The sequence below is a fragment of the Nitrospira tepida genome, from assembly GCF_947241125.1.
Taxonomy (GTDB): Bacteria; Nitrospirota; Nitrospiria; order Nitrospirales; family Nitrospiraceae; genus Nitrospira_G; species Nitrospira_G tepida.
Map to the genome: position 1 here is coordinate 1,063,362 of NZ_OX365700.1, position 16,850 is coordinate 1,080,211.

Here is a 16,850-nt window from a genome sequence, read left to right on the forward strand (position 1 = left end):
ATGGCCGTGATTTTGATCGGGTCGTGGAGATTGACAGCCCTCCCTTCTCTTCGCTAGAGTGGCCTGTTTTCCAGGCGTCCCACCCGACGGGTTCTGACGATTACGGATCAACGATAACGCCGGACTGATTCGGAACTGACGGAGGACAGGGCCATGGCCAGGAGCTACCAGGGCACCATGCACCGTGAATTGAAACTGTTTTCCGGAACGGCGAACCCTGCACTGGCCCAAGAGATGGGCCAATATTTGGGCATTCCTGTGGGGGAGGCGACCGTCTCCTCGTTCAGCGATGGGGAGATCCGGGTCAAGATCGAGGAGAACGTACGGGGCGCCGACGTGTTTGTCGTCCAGTCCTGCTGCCAGCCGGTCAACGACTCCATCATGGAGCTGTTGATCATGATCGACGCCTTGAAGCGGTCCTCGGCCTCGCGCATTACCGCGGTGATTCCCTATTTCGGCTACGCCCGGCAGGATCGAAAGGACCAGCCGCGCGTTCCGATCTCCGCCAAGCTTGTGGCCGATCTGATCACGACCGCCGGGACCGATCGCGTCCTGACGATGGATCTGCATGCCGGACAGATCCAAGGGTTCTTCAACATTCCCGTGGATCACTTGTATGCGGCGCCGGTCCTCCTGGATTACATCACGAAGAAACAGATTGCGGACCTTGTGGTCGTGTCGCCCGACGCGGGCGGCGTGGAGCGGGCCCGGGCCATCGCGAAGCGGATGCAGGCGAGTTTGGCGATCATCGATAAGCGGCGGGAAGGGCCCAACCAGGCCCAGATCATGAACATCATCGGCGATGTCGAAGGGCGCAGCGCGCTGTTGCTCGACGACATGATCGACACCGCCGGCACCATCGTCCAGGGCGCGCAGGCCTGCGCGGAGAAGGGCGCGCGCCAGGTGTGGACGGCCTGTACGCACGCCGTCCTGTCCGGCCCGGCCCTCGACCGGCTGCAACAGTCCTGTCTCTCGGAGGTGGTGGTGACCAACACCATTCCGCTCAAGGGCAAGGAACTGACCTGCCCGAAGCTGCACGTATTGTCGGTTGCGCCCCTGCTTGGGGAAGCGATCGCGCGGATCCATTCGGAAGAGTCGGTCAGTTCGTTGTTTGCCTAGCATCCGCAGAACGACGGGCGCGCCGCGCAGAGAGCGGCGGTTCTCATAGAAACCGACGGATTATCGTACGAAAAGTTGCAAAGGAGAACGGTCATGAAGTTCGAGGTGACGGCAGGTATCAGGGATCGGGGCGGAAAAGGGGTGGCGAGACAGTTGCGGCGCAACGGCAAGATCCCCGCCGTCCTCTATGGGCAGGGCGAGTGTCTCCTGCTGACCATGTCGCCCGATTCGCTGGTCAAGATCGTGAAATCCCATGCAGCCACCACGGCCTTGATTTCCGTGACTCTCGACGGGGGCGTCTCCGGGGCCAAGACGCGCACGGCCCTGCTGCGCGATTTCCAGGTCGATCCGGTGAGCGGCGAAGTCCTGCACGCCGACCTGTTTGAGGTGTCCATGGACAAGGCCATTCGGATCAAGGTGCCGGTGAGCCTCATCGGAGGGACCCCGGCCGGATTGAAGGAAGGCGGCGTGCTGCACCATAATCTGCGCGAACTCCACGTGGAATGTTTGCCTTCGCAGATCCCGGATGCCATTCAGGTCGATGCGTCCGGGTTGAATATCGGACAAGGCATTCATGTCAAGGAACTGCAGGCAATCGAGGGCGTGCGGTTCTTGGATGACCCGGATCAGATGGTGGTCAGTGTCGCGGTGCCCATCTCCGAGGCCAAGCTCGAAGCCTTGCTCACCACCGGACCGCCTGCAGAGCCAGGCAAGGAACCGGAAGTGATCGCCAAGGGCAAGGAAGCGGCGGCGGCAAAGGAAGGGGCCGCCCCGGCGGCCGGTGAAAAGGCCGGCGCCGCCGCGGCTCCGGCAGCCGGGGCCGAGAAGAAGGAAGCCTCGAAGGCTGAAAAGAAAGAAGCCAAGAAATAGCCTTGTGGATTGTCGTCGGTCTTGGCAACCCCGGTACCCGGTATGCCACGACCCGGCACAATGTCGGTGCGCTCGCCCTCAAGCGGGCCGCGGCTTCCTGGAGCATCCCGCTCCGGCAGGCGGGAGCCCGAATGGTCGGCGAAGGGTCGATCGGGTCAAACCGCGTGCTGCTGGCCGGTCCGCTGGGATGGATGAATGAGTCCGGCCCGCCCCTCCGTGCCTTGCTGAACGACTACCAGATCTCTCCGGACAGGCTGATTGTGATCCATGACGACCTCGATATGGAGTTCGGGCGGCTGCGTCTCCGCCGCGCCGGCGGGTCGGGAGGCCATAATGGACTCAAGTCGATTCTCCAATCGCTCGGCACTCCGGAGTTTTGCCGCCTCAAGATCGGCATCGGCCGTCCGGCGCCGGGCCAGGACTCGGCCGACTACGTGCTGGAGCCGTTTTCGGATGAAGAAACCGAACGGTTGCCCGACATCCTGGATCGCGCGATCCGTGCGGTGGAATGTGTGGTGGCGGAAGGGATCGAGGCGGCCATGAACCGGTTCAACCCGTTAGCGTCGGAGGCCTGAACAATGGGACTGTGCTGCGGCATGATCGGACTCCCGAACGTGGGCAAGACCACGGTCTTCAACGCGCTGGTCGGAGGCGGGGCCCTGGCGGCCAACTATCCCTTCGCCACGGTCGATCCGAATATCGGAATCGCGCCGGTGCCCGATCCTCGCCTGGTGAAGCTGACCGAGATCTTCAAATCCAAAAAGACTACGCCCAGCACCCTCGAGGTCCGCGACATCGCCGGTCTGGTCGAAGGGGCGAGCAAGGGGGAGGGCCTGGGCAACCAATTTTTGGGACACATTCGCGAAGTCGATGCGCTCCTCCATGTCGTCCGCTGCTTTCAAGGCACGGACGTGGTGCACGTCAGCGGCAAGGTCGATCCGTTGCGGGATATTGCGACGATCGAAACGGAACTGATGCTGGCCGATCTGGAGACGCTCGATCGGCGCAAACAACGGGTTGAAAAGAAGGTCCGGTCCGGGGACAAGAAGGCCGCCATGGAGCTGGAGTTTCTGGGACGGTTGATGGAGCGTCTGGCCAAGGGCGAGTGGCTCGGTAATCTCTCCTACACGGCGGATGAGCGGGCGATCCTGACCGAGTGCCAACTGCTGGCGGCCAAGCCGGTGCTGTTCGTCGCGAACGTGACCGAAGGGACTGGGTCAGACGAGGCGTTGGTCGCCAAGGTGAGAGAGTTCGCGGACCAACGGGGGGCGCGAGTCGTCACGATCTGCGGCCAACTGGAAGCGGAGCTGGCGTCCCTGCCGGAAAGCGAGCGGGCCGACTTCCTCAAAGAAATGGGCTTGGCGGAATCAGGCCTCGTGCGCCTGACGCGCGAAGCCTATACCCTCCTGCACCTGATCACGTTCTTCACGGCCGGCGAACAGGAATCCAGGGCCTGGCCGATTCTCCGAGGCACCAAAGCTCCTCAGGCCGCGGGTAAGATCCACTCCGACATGGAGCGAGGCTTCATCCGCGCCGAGGTCTACCACTACGATGATCTGCTCGCCTGCGGGTCGGAGGCCAAGGTCAAGGAGAAGGGCCTCTTCCGGCTGGAGGGGAAAGACTACGTGATGAAGGAAGGCGACATCGTCTTCTTCCGTTTCAACGTGTAGCAGGATGTTGAAAAAGTCCGCCAGCCGGGTACCCGCCTGGCGGGTGATCGCATCGCTCCGAACCTGAACGTACGGCAAAGAGTGCGCCTCGGCCCTTCGCTTGCTGCGGCCGCCCCGTGGACGGGCGCGTCTCGGCGCGCCGGGGTTGGGCGGGTGAGAAGACCGGCCTTTTTGAACATCCTGCCTGCAGTTCTGGCATCGTTCGTGAGCGCTCGCTGTTCCGGCTTTCGAAAGGATTTTCAGCAGCCTGCTCGCAGGAATTCTCACCAACCCTACGCGCCGCATCTTCACAGGTCCTCGATCCTTCGGGCGCTTTCCCGCTAACCACTTCCAACCGGCCCCGTATGTAGCGAGTTCATGGCCGGATAGGCCGCGGGCCGATTTCTGGATACACCGCCCGGCTTCGCCATCTATCCCGACAAGTGGCATCTTGACAAAAGCGATTAAGGGACAGATATTGTGGCCGTTTCCAGCGGGGATGCAGATAATCCAGACCGAAGTAGATCCGCGTTTATCGTATGAGATCGAGCCGGTCACTAGAGAGTTGGGCAGAGAGAGCACCCGCCCGTAGATTTCTACCACCGTTCGGAGACGCATTATGAAATCCAGCGCCAGTTCCTCACCTCGACCAGTAGTATTCGTTCTTGTTGGATGGGCGCGTCGATACGACGGAACCGAAGTAATAACCGGAAACCACGCATATCTCAAAAACCATCCAGAGGACAACTCAGAGGCCCAGGCCTTCGTCCGTCACAACGATGGCTATTATTACTGCACCGCTGGGAGCGGCGAACTTCATGAGCGACAGGCTGACATCGTGTACGTGGCACGCCATGACGGGAGTGATACGTACAAAGTGGTCGGACTCTACAAGCAGGCTGTAGTAACCGAAACCAGTCCCTGGACAACTGTTCGTACAAGATTCGCGAGGCTCATCCCTGTAAACAAGCGCCCTACGATTCCCAATTGGCCCTCCGGACAAGGTGTGCGTCGGTGGGCTCGCCGGTTGCTCAGCACCGGGCGCACGCATCCCGGACTCTTGGCCATTTATCGCTCCCTGCGGTGGCCTCAACGCCCTTCCCGAAGGGAGTCCATAGATTCTGATCCAGAGCTTATAGCGTTCGAGGGACGGCAACGACACCTCTTTATCCTCCATCGCGTCCGCGAAGCCAAACTTCGAGCTGCTAAGATTCGGCAAGGACTCCGCGAAGGGAAGGGGCGCCTCAAGTGCCAAGTTCCGGGTTGCGGATTTGATTTCTTCCGGACCTATGGTGAGATCGGGCACAGATTTGCCATCGTTCACCATACGGTACCACTTGCAGCTTCCGCATCAGCTGGATCTCGATGGTCCCTAAGCGATCTAGCCATAGTCTGTGCGAACTGCCACGTAATGATTCACCGCGGTGGCGCATGCCGTCCAATCAAGTCTCTTATCAAGAGGCAGCAGTCGCGGTGATCGCTACCTAACCACGCGATGCGGCGGAACACTTCACAGTGAGCACACATCCGGATTCAGGGTCAGGCATGAGTATTGACTTACTGACCAACGGTACACTGTTGAAGGCCGAAAATGGATTCCGCCGCGTAAGTGAGCTGCCTGTTCGTGTACACGCGCCGGGGTATCGGCAGCCTGACCAGCTCAACCTGGGGGCGCGGTGCGCTGTCGGCGGCTCGGGCGATCATCCTCATGATCTGCGGGGCCAGAAAAGGGGACATCGTAAATTCTCAAGGCCGAACAACGGATGTAATTGACCGGACCGGCGTTCCGCCTTTGCGTGGGTTGAAGTCTTTGCAGCCGGCCCGGCAATTGATCCGGCGCGTTACCCCGCCCAACGTCGAGCGTCCGGCTAGCGAGGGATAGGTCCTGAAACATACGCGCATCATCGTCACTCATTACGGCGGGCCGGATGCACTTCGGGTGGTTGAAGAAGAGTGTCCCGAGCCGAAGGACGGGGAAGTGCGGGTGAGAGTGCTGGCTGCGGGGGTCTGCCTGCCCGACCTCATGATGCGCGAGGGCGTTCACCCCGAGACGCCTCCTCTGCCCTTCACGCCAGGATGGGATCTGATCGGCGTGGTGGATCGGCTCGGCCGAGGTGTTTTTGGAATCGAACCAGGCCAGATCGTTGCCGCGCTGCCGATCACCGGCGCGTATGCGGAGTTCGTCTGCCTGCCGCTACATGAACTGGTTCCAGTACCATCCGGGTTGGACCCGCCGAGGCTGTCAGCCTCGTATTGAACTATGTCACGGCTTACCAGATGCTACATCGTTCCGCTCGCGTCAGAGCGGGCCAGCGCGTGTTGATTCACGGTGCGGCAGGCGGGGTTGGCTCGGCACTCTTGCAGCTTGGGCGCCTCGCCGGGCTGGAGCTATATGGGACCTGTTCATTGCAAGGAGGGTCGGTCGTTTCCGACCTCGGGGGTATCCCGATTGACTACCAGCATCTCGACTTCGTGAAAGAAATTCACCGTCTCACGAGCGAGGGCGTGGACGTTGTCTTTGATAGCATCGGTGGCACCCATATCTGGCGTTCCCGCAAGGCTCTCCGCCCTGGCGGGAGGGTCGTGGCCTATGGTCTGACCGGTTCGCTATGTGGGGGCCGCTTGGCTTCAGGGCGTTCCGGGCATCGTCATCGATTTCGTGCAATCGCCATCTTCGGGCTGTACATTGCGGGCGGCTGGCTTCTCCCGGGCCGGAAACGGGTGGTGCCTTACAGCATTCAGTGGCTCAAACGGCTCAGACCGGCATTGTTTCGACAGGATTTGATCGCCCTGTTCGATCTCCTTCAACAGCGAAAGATCAAGCCGCTCATCGCGCAGCGACTTCCTCTTGCCGAAGCGAGACAGGCCCACGAGTTGCTCGGGATAGGAGGCATAACAGGCAAGATCGTGCTCGTGCGCAACGGGTCGTCGCCCAGATCCGGAGCGGCATAACAATCGCGATTCCGGATTATGGGCCGGGTCTTGCAATCAAACACTAGCCCGGCGAGATTCCTGCCCCATAGCCCGTCCGCTCTGCCTCGAGATCCACGGCGCCACTCTCCTGTCACGAGTTGAGGCAATGTCCGACAACGCATCGTGCGAGACGACCAAGATCGCGGGGCGTGGGAGACGATTCCGAGCCACACGATCACACGGATTGGTTCGCTCTGTCATGGTATTGTCTGATGAACGATCCCTATCATCTGTTGCTCGAATAGGAGAGAAGAAACCGGGAATCTTTTCAGCCGCTAGGCGGCGGCGAGCAGGCAAGGAGATTACGCCAGATTCAATGGTCTGGCGCAGAACACTTCGTCTTCGCGGAGGGCTTCGAGGGCGGAGGCTGGAACGATGGTGACGGCGATGGTGTCGCCCACAGCATTGAAGACTTCGATAGAATAGCTTTCTGTTCCATCCGCGGCAATGTGACGGTCCACCAGTTTGACGATATCGCCGCGTTTGAGCCGATGCTTCGGCAAATCGCACGTCAGCGCCACGTCAGTGTAAGGCTCAAACTTCATTGGAAATCTTGCCCCAGGGGCCAAAGGAAAATCACGTCATCCATGGTGAAACCGTTCTTCATCCTTCTCGCGTAGTTCGGTCACGATGCTGGCCGCCAATTGTTGCCAGGCTTGCGCCACCGCCCGGCTGTCTTCGGAGTGCAGATGCCCAATGTTGTGGTAAACGAGGCGCTGGTCTACGAAAAATCGCATTTGAGTGCCCCGCCCGGTAGGGCGGGGATGAAAAATGCGTGCTGCCGGAGGCAGCACCGATTCGCTACAGGAGGGCATGGCGGTCAAGCGAGCCAGCCACTGTGTGTATGATACCCGATACCATCTGGTATGGGCACCGAAGTATCGCAAGTGGGTCCTGCAGGGGGCGATTCGGCAACGGGTGAAAGACTTGTTTCAGGAGATCGCTGCGCATCATGGTTTTGAGATTGAGGAATTGGAGGTAGACGAGGTAGACAAAGATCATGTGCATCTGTTTCTGAGTTTCCCTCCGAGGTACTCGATTGGGAAAGTGGAGGGCTGTTCAAGGCGGTCAGTGCGAAGGAGATTCGGGGGGAATATCCTGAGGCGCGCAAGCAGCTGTGGGGGGGGGAGTTTTGGGAAGATGGCTATTTCGTCCGGACGGTGGGGGATAAGGTGACGGCGGAGGTGATCAAGAAGTACATTCGGTTTCATGAGGCGAAACGACACCGCGTTGAGCAATTGGACCTCTTCTGAAAAGCCCCGCCCGGAAGGGCGGGGTTCTTTACTTGGGAAGCCTCGGCTTTCCTTAATCAAGTGCTCCGGTTCGACCGCCCGAGGTTTTTCTGAAAACCCCGCTATCCGCAGCAATTCTCAGACTCCTCGGTTGACTAAAAAAGCGGTTCAATTCGATCAGCGCAGGCACCTCATGCGGCCCGCAACGGGGTAAATACTCCAATTGTTCAGGGCTTCCCCCCGCGTAGGGGCGATTGACAAACTCATTCAGGTTCCTTACAGATTCCCGGACGCCGTTGATCCCGTTCATCTTCATAACAGCGCAAGGAGCTGGTCCATGCGAGTCATCATGCTGGCCGGTCTGTTTCTGCTCACGGTGCTTTCAACTCCGGTCCTGGCCTATCTGGATCCCGGATCCGGCAGCATGCTGGTGGCGGGATTGGTGGGCTTGTTGTCGAGCCTGCTGTTTTTCTTGAAGGGTCTGTATTACAAGGGCCTGCGAGGTTTCTTTCACAAGGTCGGCAAGCCGGTTCAAGAGGCGACCGCCGGGCAGGGGCTCGTGTTCTACTCGGAAGGGCGACAGTACTGGAACACGTTCCGCCCGCTCATCGACGAACTTGTCGGGCGAAATGAATCCTGCTTGTATTTGACTTCCGATGAACAAGATCCGGGACTCTTGTACTCGTCGGAACTGGTTCATGCCAAATATATCGGCGCCGGCACCAAGGCCTACGCACACCTGGCGATGCTGGAAGCCGCTGTCTGCGCCATGACCACCCCGGGCCTCGACGTCTTGCAGATCAAGCGGTCCAAGGGCGTGAAGCACTATGTATATCTCATTCATGCGCCCACCGATGTCGGCACCTACAAACAATATTCGTTCGACTACTTCGACTCGGTGTTCGTGAGCGGAGAGCATCAGATCCGGTCGCTCAGGAAACTGGAAGAATTGCGAGGGACCCCGCGGAAGGATCTCCGTAAAGTCGGCTGTCTCTATTATGACGACATGCAACGACAGTTGCGGGAGCTCGACCCGGTCCCACGGAGCGAAACCCGGACCACCGTGCTCGTGGCGCCGACGTGGGGGCAGAACGGGCTCCTGAAAAGGTTGGGAACGCGGGTCCTTGCGCCTCTCCTGGACAAACAATGGACCATTATTCTGCGGCCTCACCCACAAACCTTTCTTTCTGAAAAAGACCTGCTCGACAGCATCCGGGAGGAAGTGAGGAATCGTCCCAACCTGCTCTGGGATGACGATCCCGACCCTACCCAGTCCATGGCCGCCGCCGACGTGCTGATCTCGGATCTCTCCGGAATCGTGTTCGATTTCGCCTTCCTGTTCGAAAAACCGGTGATCACGCTGAAGTACGAGGTGAACAAGGTCGGGCAGGAGGCCTCCGATTTCCCCTGGGACTCCTGGGAACTGACGGTGCTCGATCGGGTCGGGGTGCGGATCGACGCGGACGACGTACAGCGATTGCCGGCGCTCATCGAACAGGAGGTAGGGAACAAGGAACGAGGCCCGGCCATTCGTCGCCTGCGCGAGGAGTCGGTGGTCAACTTCGGCTCCGCGGCCAAAGACGCGGTCAACGAATTGCTGCGTATTCGAAGCGACTTCAGAAGTCGAGCGGTCGCCTAGTCTGATCGTCATCGGGGCATGATCCGCTTCTCGATGTGGTCGGCCCCTCAGCATGGAAGAGGACTCAGTCATGGCCTGGTCCAAGCCGCCGGTCTCAATGATCAGCAGAAATCAAGATCATGCGCCTGTGCTGTCGGACTACGTCCAGAAACATAAGGTGATGAGTTCCAAGACGGTCGTGCTCGACCTGTTGTGGCGAGGCAAGAAACAGTTCGCGTTTACGGTCAATGAGCATGTCTTCAATCCGATCGGGAGCATCGTCGGGCATAAGCTCGTGGACCTGGTGCTGTCCGAAACGATCGACGTGGCCGGCAAGAGCGTCGTTGATCTCGGCTGCGGCAGCGGCGTGATCGGTCTGTGCGCCATTACCAGGAAGGCCAAGAAGGTCCTCTTTACCGACATCAATTCCCATATCGACGGCATTCAACGGCATCCGTTGTATCGGAAATGCGATGAATGGCAGGTGCAGGATGTGTTGGCCAAGGTGCCGGATACGAGTTACGATCTCGTGCTCGTCCTGCCTCCATGGATGGTCGTTCAAGAGGACCGTCAGATTGCCAGCGACACGTTTGAGTCGGGGATTATGAGACCGGCGAATCTCTACATGAAGATCTTGGCCGATTCCGGCCGCGTGCTGAAGCCGGGCGGGCAGCTCGTGATCTGGCTGCGGACTCCGCTCGCGGCGTTTGACTCCTTCCTCGACTGTCTGGCGGCGGCCGCGCCTCAGTTCGACCTGGCATCCGCCGCCTTGCTCGCCCACGGCATTGAATCCTCCATCTGTCTCGACCACGAACCATCGCTGATGGGACGCTGGCTGTACAAACTCCAAAAGGGCGGCGTGGCCAACGACGGGCTTTGGACGATGCTGTCGTTGACAAAGGCAAAAGGCTAGGCGCAGCATGGCGGGCGCTCTCTTGCCCGAAGCGATTCAGTAGCGGCATGGACATTCTGTATCAGATTTTCATCCTCCCGATCGAAGCCGTGATGCACATGATCCTGTCGTCGAGCTATGCGGCGACCGGCAGCTACGGCCTTTCGATCTTTCTGCTCAGTCTGCTCATCAACGCAAGCCTGCTTCCCTTGTTCCATCTGGCTGAACGTTGGCAGGAAGCCGAACGCCAGGTCCAGAAGTTTCTCAAGCCCAAGCTGAGGGAGTTTCGGGAGGCCTTTTCGGGGGCCGAGCGGCACGCGATGGTTCAGACGCTGTACCGGCAGGTGGGCTATCACCCGATGTATGCGATGCGAAGCAGCGTCGGGCTGTTCCTGCAACTGCCCTTTTGGATCGCCGCGTATCAACTGCTTTCACACTATCAACCATTGAATGGCGCCTCTTTCCTGGCCTTCGACAACCTCGGCAAACCGGATGGTCTGCTCTGGGGCGAGAATGTGCTTCCGTTCATCATGACCGCGCTGAACCTGGCTGCCGCTTTCGTGTACACGAAGAGCCTCAGTCGAGCCGATCAGATCCAGCCCGTGCTGCTCGCCGTGCTGTTTCTCGTGTTGTTGTATGGCTCCCCCGCCGGCCTTCTCCTCTATTGGACGTTCAATAGTTTGTTCTCTCTCCTCCGTATTGCGTGGCTCAGCCGCGCGCAACAAAGGATCGCCCGCCAGCAGATCCGATTATCCCACCATCACGGAAGCTATCCTCAGCACAAGCAGGCTTCGTTGTGAACCAGGTTGGCGGAACGGATCAACTCGACAGTACGAGCCAATCCGGCCTCGGACGAATAGCAGACGACCACGGTCGAAAGGGGATCCACTTTCTTGACCTCCCATTGGGGCACAGCCTCGTGCTCTTTCTTGTTATCGTCGCTCTTCATGCGGGCATGCTGTCAGGCTGGTTCGCGTCCGATGATGGAACCCGGCCGGCCATCATCCTGGGCATCGGCGCGAGTATCGTCCTTCTTGCCTATCTCTGCTTGGCATTCTCGCTGAACACCCGTCCTGCGCCGAAGCGAGATTTGCGACAACCATTCAACGTGGCATTGGTCTGGCTGTCGTTTGCAGCCATTGTCCTTGTTGATGGCGCGTGGCTTTCCCACGCCTATCCGAATTTGCACCCGGCGAAGACGCTCGGGGGCATTTTCCTGCTGCTCCCGTTCTTGCTGTTCGCTTCCCCGCTATGTGGCGCCATGCCGGCCGTGAGAAACATGCCGGAAAGCCATTGGCTGTACCTCATCAGTACGTCGCTGAGCGCCTTTGTCGTGTTTATTGCCAACCCGATAGGTCTCTACGTGTCGTCAAACGAGGATTTCGTCGGCGGCGTCTACAAGGTCGCCGGTACCTTGCTCGCCTTGTTTGGGGCCGCCTTCCTCGCGCTCACAGCTCTGTACCTGCTCCTGGACAAGCCGGCGAGAAACGGGCTGACGCTGTTGTCCGTCTTTTCAGCGGTCAGTGTGATGGTCTACTCGTCGATAGGGCTGAAGCGTGCCGGACTCATGACCCATTTCATTCTGCATATCCCCGAAGGATTGGTGCTGGCAAGCTATGAAATCGTCGCCGAGATAGCCGCTTTGCTCGTGCTGTTTGGCGCGGCCAGCTACGCGACGATACGATATCGACAGGAAGTGACGTATGTGGTCGGCGCGATGCTGGCGACTTCCCTGGCAGTCACTGCGGTGGATATGCACGGCGCGGAGAACAACGCCGCCGCGGCCAAAGCCTTCCCCGCCGATCACGCCGATATCATCGGGTTTTCACGTGAGCGAAATGTCTTAATTCTCATGCTCGACGGATTTCCGGGCGGACTGCTGAAGACCATCATGGCCGAAGTGCCGGATGTATTGAGGGAGTTTCAGGGATTCACATGGTATCCCAATACGTTGTCAGCGGGTTTTGAGACCATGACCGGGATCGCGGTCTTGGCTGGAGGGCCGAAGTATAGCGCCCAGGAAATAAACAGTCGGAATTATGAGACCGTGGGAAGCGCGATCAATGAGGCGTACGGCGTCTACGTCGACGCGTTTGCCCCCAAGGGCTATCAGGTCACCTATGTGAATCCGGCTTTTTATAAGTGTGAGGGAGCGGACAAGCGGATCCATTGCATTGATTCGACTCTGCCTTACGGGGTTTATTACCGCGATAAGGAAGAGCCGGAGGCCCCTCTGTTGCAAGGAGACTCCCATGTGCCGATTCTTCTCGCGATGGTGAGCCTGCTCAAGGCTTCTCCGTTTATTCTGAAATCCCGGATCTACGACAATGAGAACTATCTTGGCGCCAATGCGTTGGCACAAAAGAGTGCGATCTTGAATACGACCAAGGTGATGGAGGGCTGGGGCTTTCTGCGCATGCTCGCCCGCGAGAGCCATGCCGACAGCACATCGAAAACCTTTAAGTTTATTCAGTTGAATCTGCCTCATGGGCCGAACGCCTTGAATCACGAGTGTAAATTGAGGCCGGAAACGGCCACCATGCTCACCGAATCGGTCTGCGCTCTGAAAGCGGTGGGTGCGCTCTTAACCTGGATGAGAGAAGTCGGCATATACGACGTGACCAAGATTGTGGTGGTGTCCGACCACGGGTGGCATATCGATAATCCCATGTTTGCGCCTGGGTTTGAGAAAGTGTTCCCGCAATTGGATGGATTCTTTGCCTACGTGCCCGGCCATGTGCAGCCTCTCCTGCTCGTGAAGGATTTTGACGCGAAGGGGGATTTCCGTCGGGCGGATACCTTCCTTTCCAATGCCGACGTGCCAGCAATAGTCTGTGGCGCCGAACAGGGATGCCGAGACATAGGCCCCGATCCCATTGCCAACAGCGTGGGACCGAGGAAGCTCTATTTCACCTATGCGAGTTGGCCCCGGGGGTTTATCAGAAAACAAAAACAATATGACATCAAGGCGATTTTTGAAGTACGGGATAGCATCTTTGCTCCGGAGAATTGGACGAGGATCAAATAGCGAGTGGGCCATGTGACCGGGTATCGGCCGGCGGCGGGGATAGTCCGCTTCCGATGCCTCGATCACCTCCCGAGCCTCGGCAGGTGACAGGGCCTGACGGCCAATCAAACCTACCCAATCGGCCGTCTGACCTGTTCCCGTTTCCTCAGGTCGTCAACAGCAGTCACTGCCGCCACAGAGCCGCGTGTCCGTTTCCTTGTGGAAGTTGAGACGGCCAGGACCGCCGCACCTTCAGTTCCCCCCTTCAGCCGCCATATTCTCCGCTCTCGGTTGACCCAGCGAGCTGGTCCTGGATGCGCGCGTCCACTCGCCCGATGTCGAACGCGCTGAGCACCTCGGTCTCATTCAACCAGGGATTTCCCCAGCCTGCGTATTCGTCGAGAGTGATATTCTTGCCGAACCCAGGAAGATATTCCGGGTCAGATCGACACGCAAGAATTGCCCCGTGCGCGTGGTGATTCTACTCCAGTGAGAGGTCCCCGCCTGGTAGGGGGGAAGACGAGGTTCAGCGCTTTGCGCTGGACAGCCGCAGCTTGCGTTCTGAGAGCGCCACGTTCGGAAGGGGTGAGCATCTACCACCTGCTCTGGCGCAGTTACACGAGTGTGATTTCCCCGGGGTGAGCCGGAAGCCCAACGGCGGACTCTGGATGATTCGGTCTTGACAAGATGGAAAGATTACGGGCACCCGCGGTCCCTCCCCCTGGAGCAACCGACGCAACTTGAAAGCGGCATGGACGTCCTGTACCACCTACTCATCCTCCCCATTGAAAGCGCCATGGAGGTCATTCTGTCATGGCTCTATGCCGCGACCGGCAGCTATGGCCTTGCGATTTTCCTTCTCAGTCTGCTCATCAACGTGAGTCTTCTCCCGCTGTTTCAGCTAGCCGAACGCTGGCAGGAGGCTGAACGCCAGGCCCAGAGGGTTCTCAAGCCAAAATTGAAGGAGTTTCGCCAGGCTTTTTCGGGCGCGGAACGGCACGCGATGATCCAGACGTTGTATCGGCAGATGGACTATCACCCCATCTATGCGATGCGCAGCAGCATCGGCCTCTTCCTTCAGTTGCCCTTCTGGATCGCCGCCTATCAACTCCTGAGTCGGTATGAGCCGCTGCAGGGCGCCTCCTTCCTGATCCTGGACGATCTGGGCGAGCCGGACCGTCTGCTGTGGGGCGCGAACCTGCTTCCCTTCGTCATGACGGGGCTGAATGTGGCGGCCGCGTTCGCCTATACTAAAACCCTCAACCGTGTGGAACAAATCCAGCCGCTGGTGCTCGCGGCAGTGTTTCTCGTCTTGCTGTACCCCGCCCCGTCCGGTCTTCTTCTGTATTGGACCTTCAACAGCCTCTTCTCCCTGCTGAGGATCGTCGCCTACATGCCAAGCGAAGGGAGATTCTCAGGGCTCGTCGGGACCGCGTGCGCGGAGGCCGCGCAAGGTCGGGAACGTTGGCCGGGCCGATCCGTAGGGGAGGGCTTTCGCCCTCCGATGCCGAGAGCGTGGCTCCCGGACCGCCGAACGATCTTGGAAAGCCCCTACCTGTTTGCCCTATTGGCCGGCCTCTGGCCGATCGTGTTCTATGTGAGCAACAACTGGTTCATGGTCGAGACGTCGAAGATTCCGCTCATCGTCATGGCGGTCTCCGCGCTCTGCGGCCTGTCGTTGAGCCTGTGGTACCTCGTGGTCGCCCGTGTCGTTTGCAGCGGCGATGATCGTGAAAGGCCGCACACGGCCCTGAGGAGTCTGGTCTTTCTGGCGGTGGTGATGATGGCGTACCTGCTCAGACGAACGCTCATGCCGATGGCGGGAAACAATGCGGCCGTTTTTCTTATTGGGGTGTTCTTCATGGCATCGGCCGTGGGGTGGTTGGCTCCGAGGGTGCAGCTTGCGCGTTTGAACGTAATGCTGGCGGCCATGGTTCTGGTGCACGTCGTGATGGGCGTCAACTCGGTGATCGCCTCGAAATCCGGCCCGATGGTGCTGTTCGATCAAGAGGACAGCGGGGAACGTCAGGCCCTGTATGCCAAAGTCAGGTTCGCCCGGACGCCCAATGTGTATTACATCGTGCCGGATGCCTATCCCAATGCCGAAGGGCTGAAAACGGTATTCGGCCTTGACCCGGGCGAGTTCTACGAGCGGCTGAAGGCACAAGGGTTTGCGATCTATCCCTCTGCTTTGAGCAACTATATGTCGACCCTCGCCTCGATGAGTTCCATCTTGGGCATGGACCACCATTATTATCGCGGGGGCATCGGCAACTTTGAGTTCCTGAACGCCAGGCAATTTATCGTAAGCGAGCAGAATCCCGTCGTGAAGATCTTTCGGAACAATGGATACCAGGTCCATTATGTCCATGAGACGGACTACCTGTTTTGGAATGGGTGTTTGGTCGACTCGTGCGTTCCCAGCGGGGGCTGGGGGGAGTTCAGGGATATTCTGCTCGCACCCAGCCTGAATCTCTTGCCGGTGTTTGGGGGTGCGGCGCCATCAGCCGGAACAGGCCGGATCGGAGAGAGTCTCGAGGATCTCAAGCAGACGCGCCCGGCCTTTCTAGACAGGGTTCGAGCGCACATCGAGGCAATGTCACGGGAGGAGACGCCTCACTTCACCTATATTCACGGGAGCAGGCCGGGCCACAGCGTCGCGGGCGAACAAACGGCGGAGCAGTTGGCGGGTTTCCGCGACGAGTTTCCCGAACGGGTCCGACTCGCCAATGACGAAATCGTGAACTTTGTTGAGCAGATCCTGACGCATGATCCGAACTCGCTGATTATCGTGAATGCCGACCATGGCGGGTGGGGCTACGGCAACTTCAATTACACGAAGGAGGACATCCTCGATGATGTCCCCGATGAACTGCTGACTCTGGACCATCTCGGGGCGCTGCTGGCGATCCGGTGGCCGGATAATGGCTCGCCGCAGCATGCCATCGACATCCGAACGAACGTGAACGTCTTTCCACACGTGTTCGCGTATCTCAGCGACAGCCGCGACATTCTCAAGTTCAATGCGCGCGACGACGGCTACCTCGCCAGGGGATGGGGCGTCAACCAAACGTTGCGACTGGCGATGGAAGACGGAGCCATCCTGGCGCGCTTGCGCGAGCCCGAGCAGCGCCAGAAGATTCCTCCTCGACGCACCAGCCGAATCGCCAGGTCGGTTGCCGTAGAGTCGCAGCGTCCTCTACACGACGTATCCACCGACGGCCAACAATCGGAGCAGGAAGGCGGTTGACGGGCAGAACGGGGCAGCCTGATGGTCGTCAGGTGGCTCGACGGGCCGGCCCCGCGACCGGCCGTCGTGCCCTGGCCGGACTATACGATCTGCTCGCCAACGGCATCGTGCGACGAAGCCTTGACGACCACCGTGTAACTAGAGGTTAGTAACTAGGGGTCTGGTCTTGCAAGCACACTTCGAGGAAGCGAACGCCGTCCACAGGTCATTCTCCACCTCGATATTCTGACCCCTGGCTCT

The 16,850-nt window shown here is 59.2% G+C and carries 15 protein-coding genes and 1 pseudogene; 14 read left to right on the forward strand and 2 right to left on the reverse strand.

Going from position 1 to position 16,850, the window contains the following annotated elements; translation table 11 throughout:
• Nucleotides 1-177: 177 nt before the first annotated feature.
• The 7 genes from QWI75_RS05045 to QWI75_RS05070 all read left to right on the forward strand — a co-directional run bounded on the left by QWI75_RS05045 (nt 178) and on the right by QWI75_RS05070 (nt 6,590).
• Nucleotides 178-1,119 (forward strand): ribose-phosphate diphosphokinase, encoded by a 942-nt coding sequence (locus QWI75_RS05045; RefSeq protein WP_306417603.1) that lies wholly within the window; start codon nt 178-180, stop codon nt 1,117-1,119.
• Nucleotides 1,120-1,212: 93 nt separating this feature from the next.
• Complete coding sequence (locus QWI75_RS05050; protein ID WP_289267605.1) at nt 1,213-1,989, forward strand: 50S ribosomal protein L25; 777 nt, start codon at nt 1,213-1,215, stop codon at nt 1,987-1,989.
• Between the two features lie 2 nt (nt 1,990-1,991).
• Complete coding sequence (pth, locus tag QWI75_RS05055; RefSeq protein ID WP_289267606.1) at nt 1,992-2,564, forward strand: aminoacyl-tRNA hydrolase; 573 nt, start codon at nt 1,992-1,994, stop codon at nt 2,562-2,564.
• A gap of 3 nt (nt 2,565-2,567) precedes the next feature.
• Nucleotides 2,568-3,659 carry a redox-regulated ATPase YchF gene (gene ychF, locus QWI75_RS05060; RefSeq protein WP_289267607.1) on the forward strand — a complete coding sequence of 364 codons (1,092 nt, stop codon included), beginning with the start codon at nt 2,568-2,570 and terminating at the stop codon, nt 3,657-3,659.
• Between the two features lie 598 nt (nt 3,660-4,257).
• Nucleotides 4,258-5,115 carry an HNH endonuclease gene (locus tag QWI75_RS22670; protein WP_370693549.1) on the forward strand — a complete coding sequence of 286 codons (858 nt, stop codon included), beginning with the start codon at nt 4,258-4,260 and terminating at the stop codon, nt 5,113-5,115.
• A 462-nt stretch (nt 5,116-5,577) separates the two neighbouring features.
• Complete coding sequence (locus QWI75_RS05065) at nt 5,578-5,895, forward strand: alcohol dehydrogenase catalytic domain-containing protein (RefSeq protein ID WP_289267608.1); 318 nt, start codon at nt 5,578-5,580, stop codon at nt 5,893-5,895.
• Between the two features lie 20 nt (nt 5,896-5,915).
• Complete coding sequence (locus tag QWI75_RS05070; RefSeq protein ID WP_289267609.1) at nt 5,916-6,590, forward strand: zinc-binding dehydrogenase; 675 nt, start codon at nt 5,916-5,918, stop codon at nt 6,588-6,590.
• Between the two features lie 323 nt (nt 6,591-6,913).
• Here QWI75_RS05070 and QWI75_RS05075 read toward each other — a convergent pair whose 3' ends face one another.
• Both QWI75_RS05075 and QWI75_RS05080 read right to left on the reverse strand, forming a co-directional pair.
• Nucleotides 6,914-7,156 (reverse strand): DUF4926 domain-containing protein, encoded by a 243-nt coding sequence (locus QWI75_RS05075; RefSeq protein WP_289267610.1) that lies wholly within the window; start codon nt 7,154-7,156, stop codon nt 6,914-6,916.
• A 36-nt stretch (nt 7,157-7,192) separates the two neighbouring features.
• A complete protein-coding gene (locus QWI75_RS05080) occupies nt 7,193-7,348 on the reverse strand; it encodes a hypothetical protein (protein ID WP_289267611.1) in 156 nt (51 codons plus the stop codon).
• Between the two features lie 76 nt (nt 7,349-7,424).
• Here QWI75_RS05080 and tnpA point away from each other — a divergent pair.
• The 7 genes and pseudogenes from tnpA to QWI75_RS05105 form a co-directional block, all read left to right on the forward strand.
• Nucleotides 7,425-7,649: pseudogene (gene tnpA / locus QWI75_RS22675) on the forward strand (IS200/IS605 family transposase); the annotation flags it as partial.
• Between the two features lie 17 nt (nt 7,650-7,666).
• Nucleotides 7,667-7,864, forward strand: a complete 198-nt coding sequence (locus QWI75_RS22680) for a transposase (RefSeq protein ID WP_370693619.1) — start codon at nt 7,667-7,669, stop codon at nt 7,862-7,864.
• A gap of 316 nt (nt 7,865-8,180) precedes the next feature.
• Entirely contained in the window at nt 8,181-9,482 is a 1,302-nt protein-coding gene (locus QWI75_RS05085; protein WP_289267612.1) for a CDP-glycerol glycerophosphotransferase family protein, read from the forward strand.
• A gap of 70 nt (nt 9,483-9,552) precedes the next feature.
• Nucleotides 9,553-10,374, forward strand: a complete 822-nt coding sequence (locus QWI75_RS05090) for a methyltransferase (RefSeq protein WP_289267613.1) — start codon at nt 9,553-9,555, stop codon at nt 10,372-10,374.
• A gap of 47 nt (nt 10,375-10,421) precedes the next feature.
• On the forward strand, nt 10,422-11,153 hold the full coding sequence (locus QWI75_RS05095) for a YidC/Oxa1 family membrane protein insertase (RefSeq protein WP_289267614.1): 732 nt from the start codon (nt 10,422-10,424) through the stop codon (nt 11,151-11,153).
• On the forward strand, nt 11,150-13,381 hold the full coding sequence (locus QWI75_RS05100; RefSeq protein WP_289267615.1) for a hypothetical protein: 2,232 nt from the start codon (nt 11,150-11,152) through the stop codon (nt 13,379-13,381). Before QWI75_RS05095 ends, QWI75_RS05100 begins: the two co-directional genes overlap by 4 nt.
• Nucleotides 13,382-14,039: 658 nt before the next feature.
• Entirely contained in the window at nt 14,040-16,610 is a 2,571-nt protein-coding gene (locus tag QWI75_RS05105; RefSeq protein WP_289267616.1) for a YidC/Oxa1 family membrane protein insertase, read from the forward strand.
• Nucleotides 16,611-16,850 lie beyond the last annotated feature (240 nt).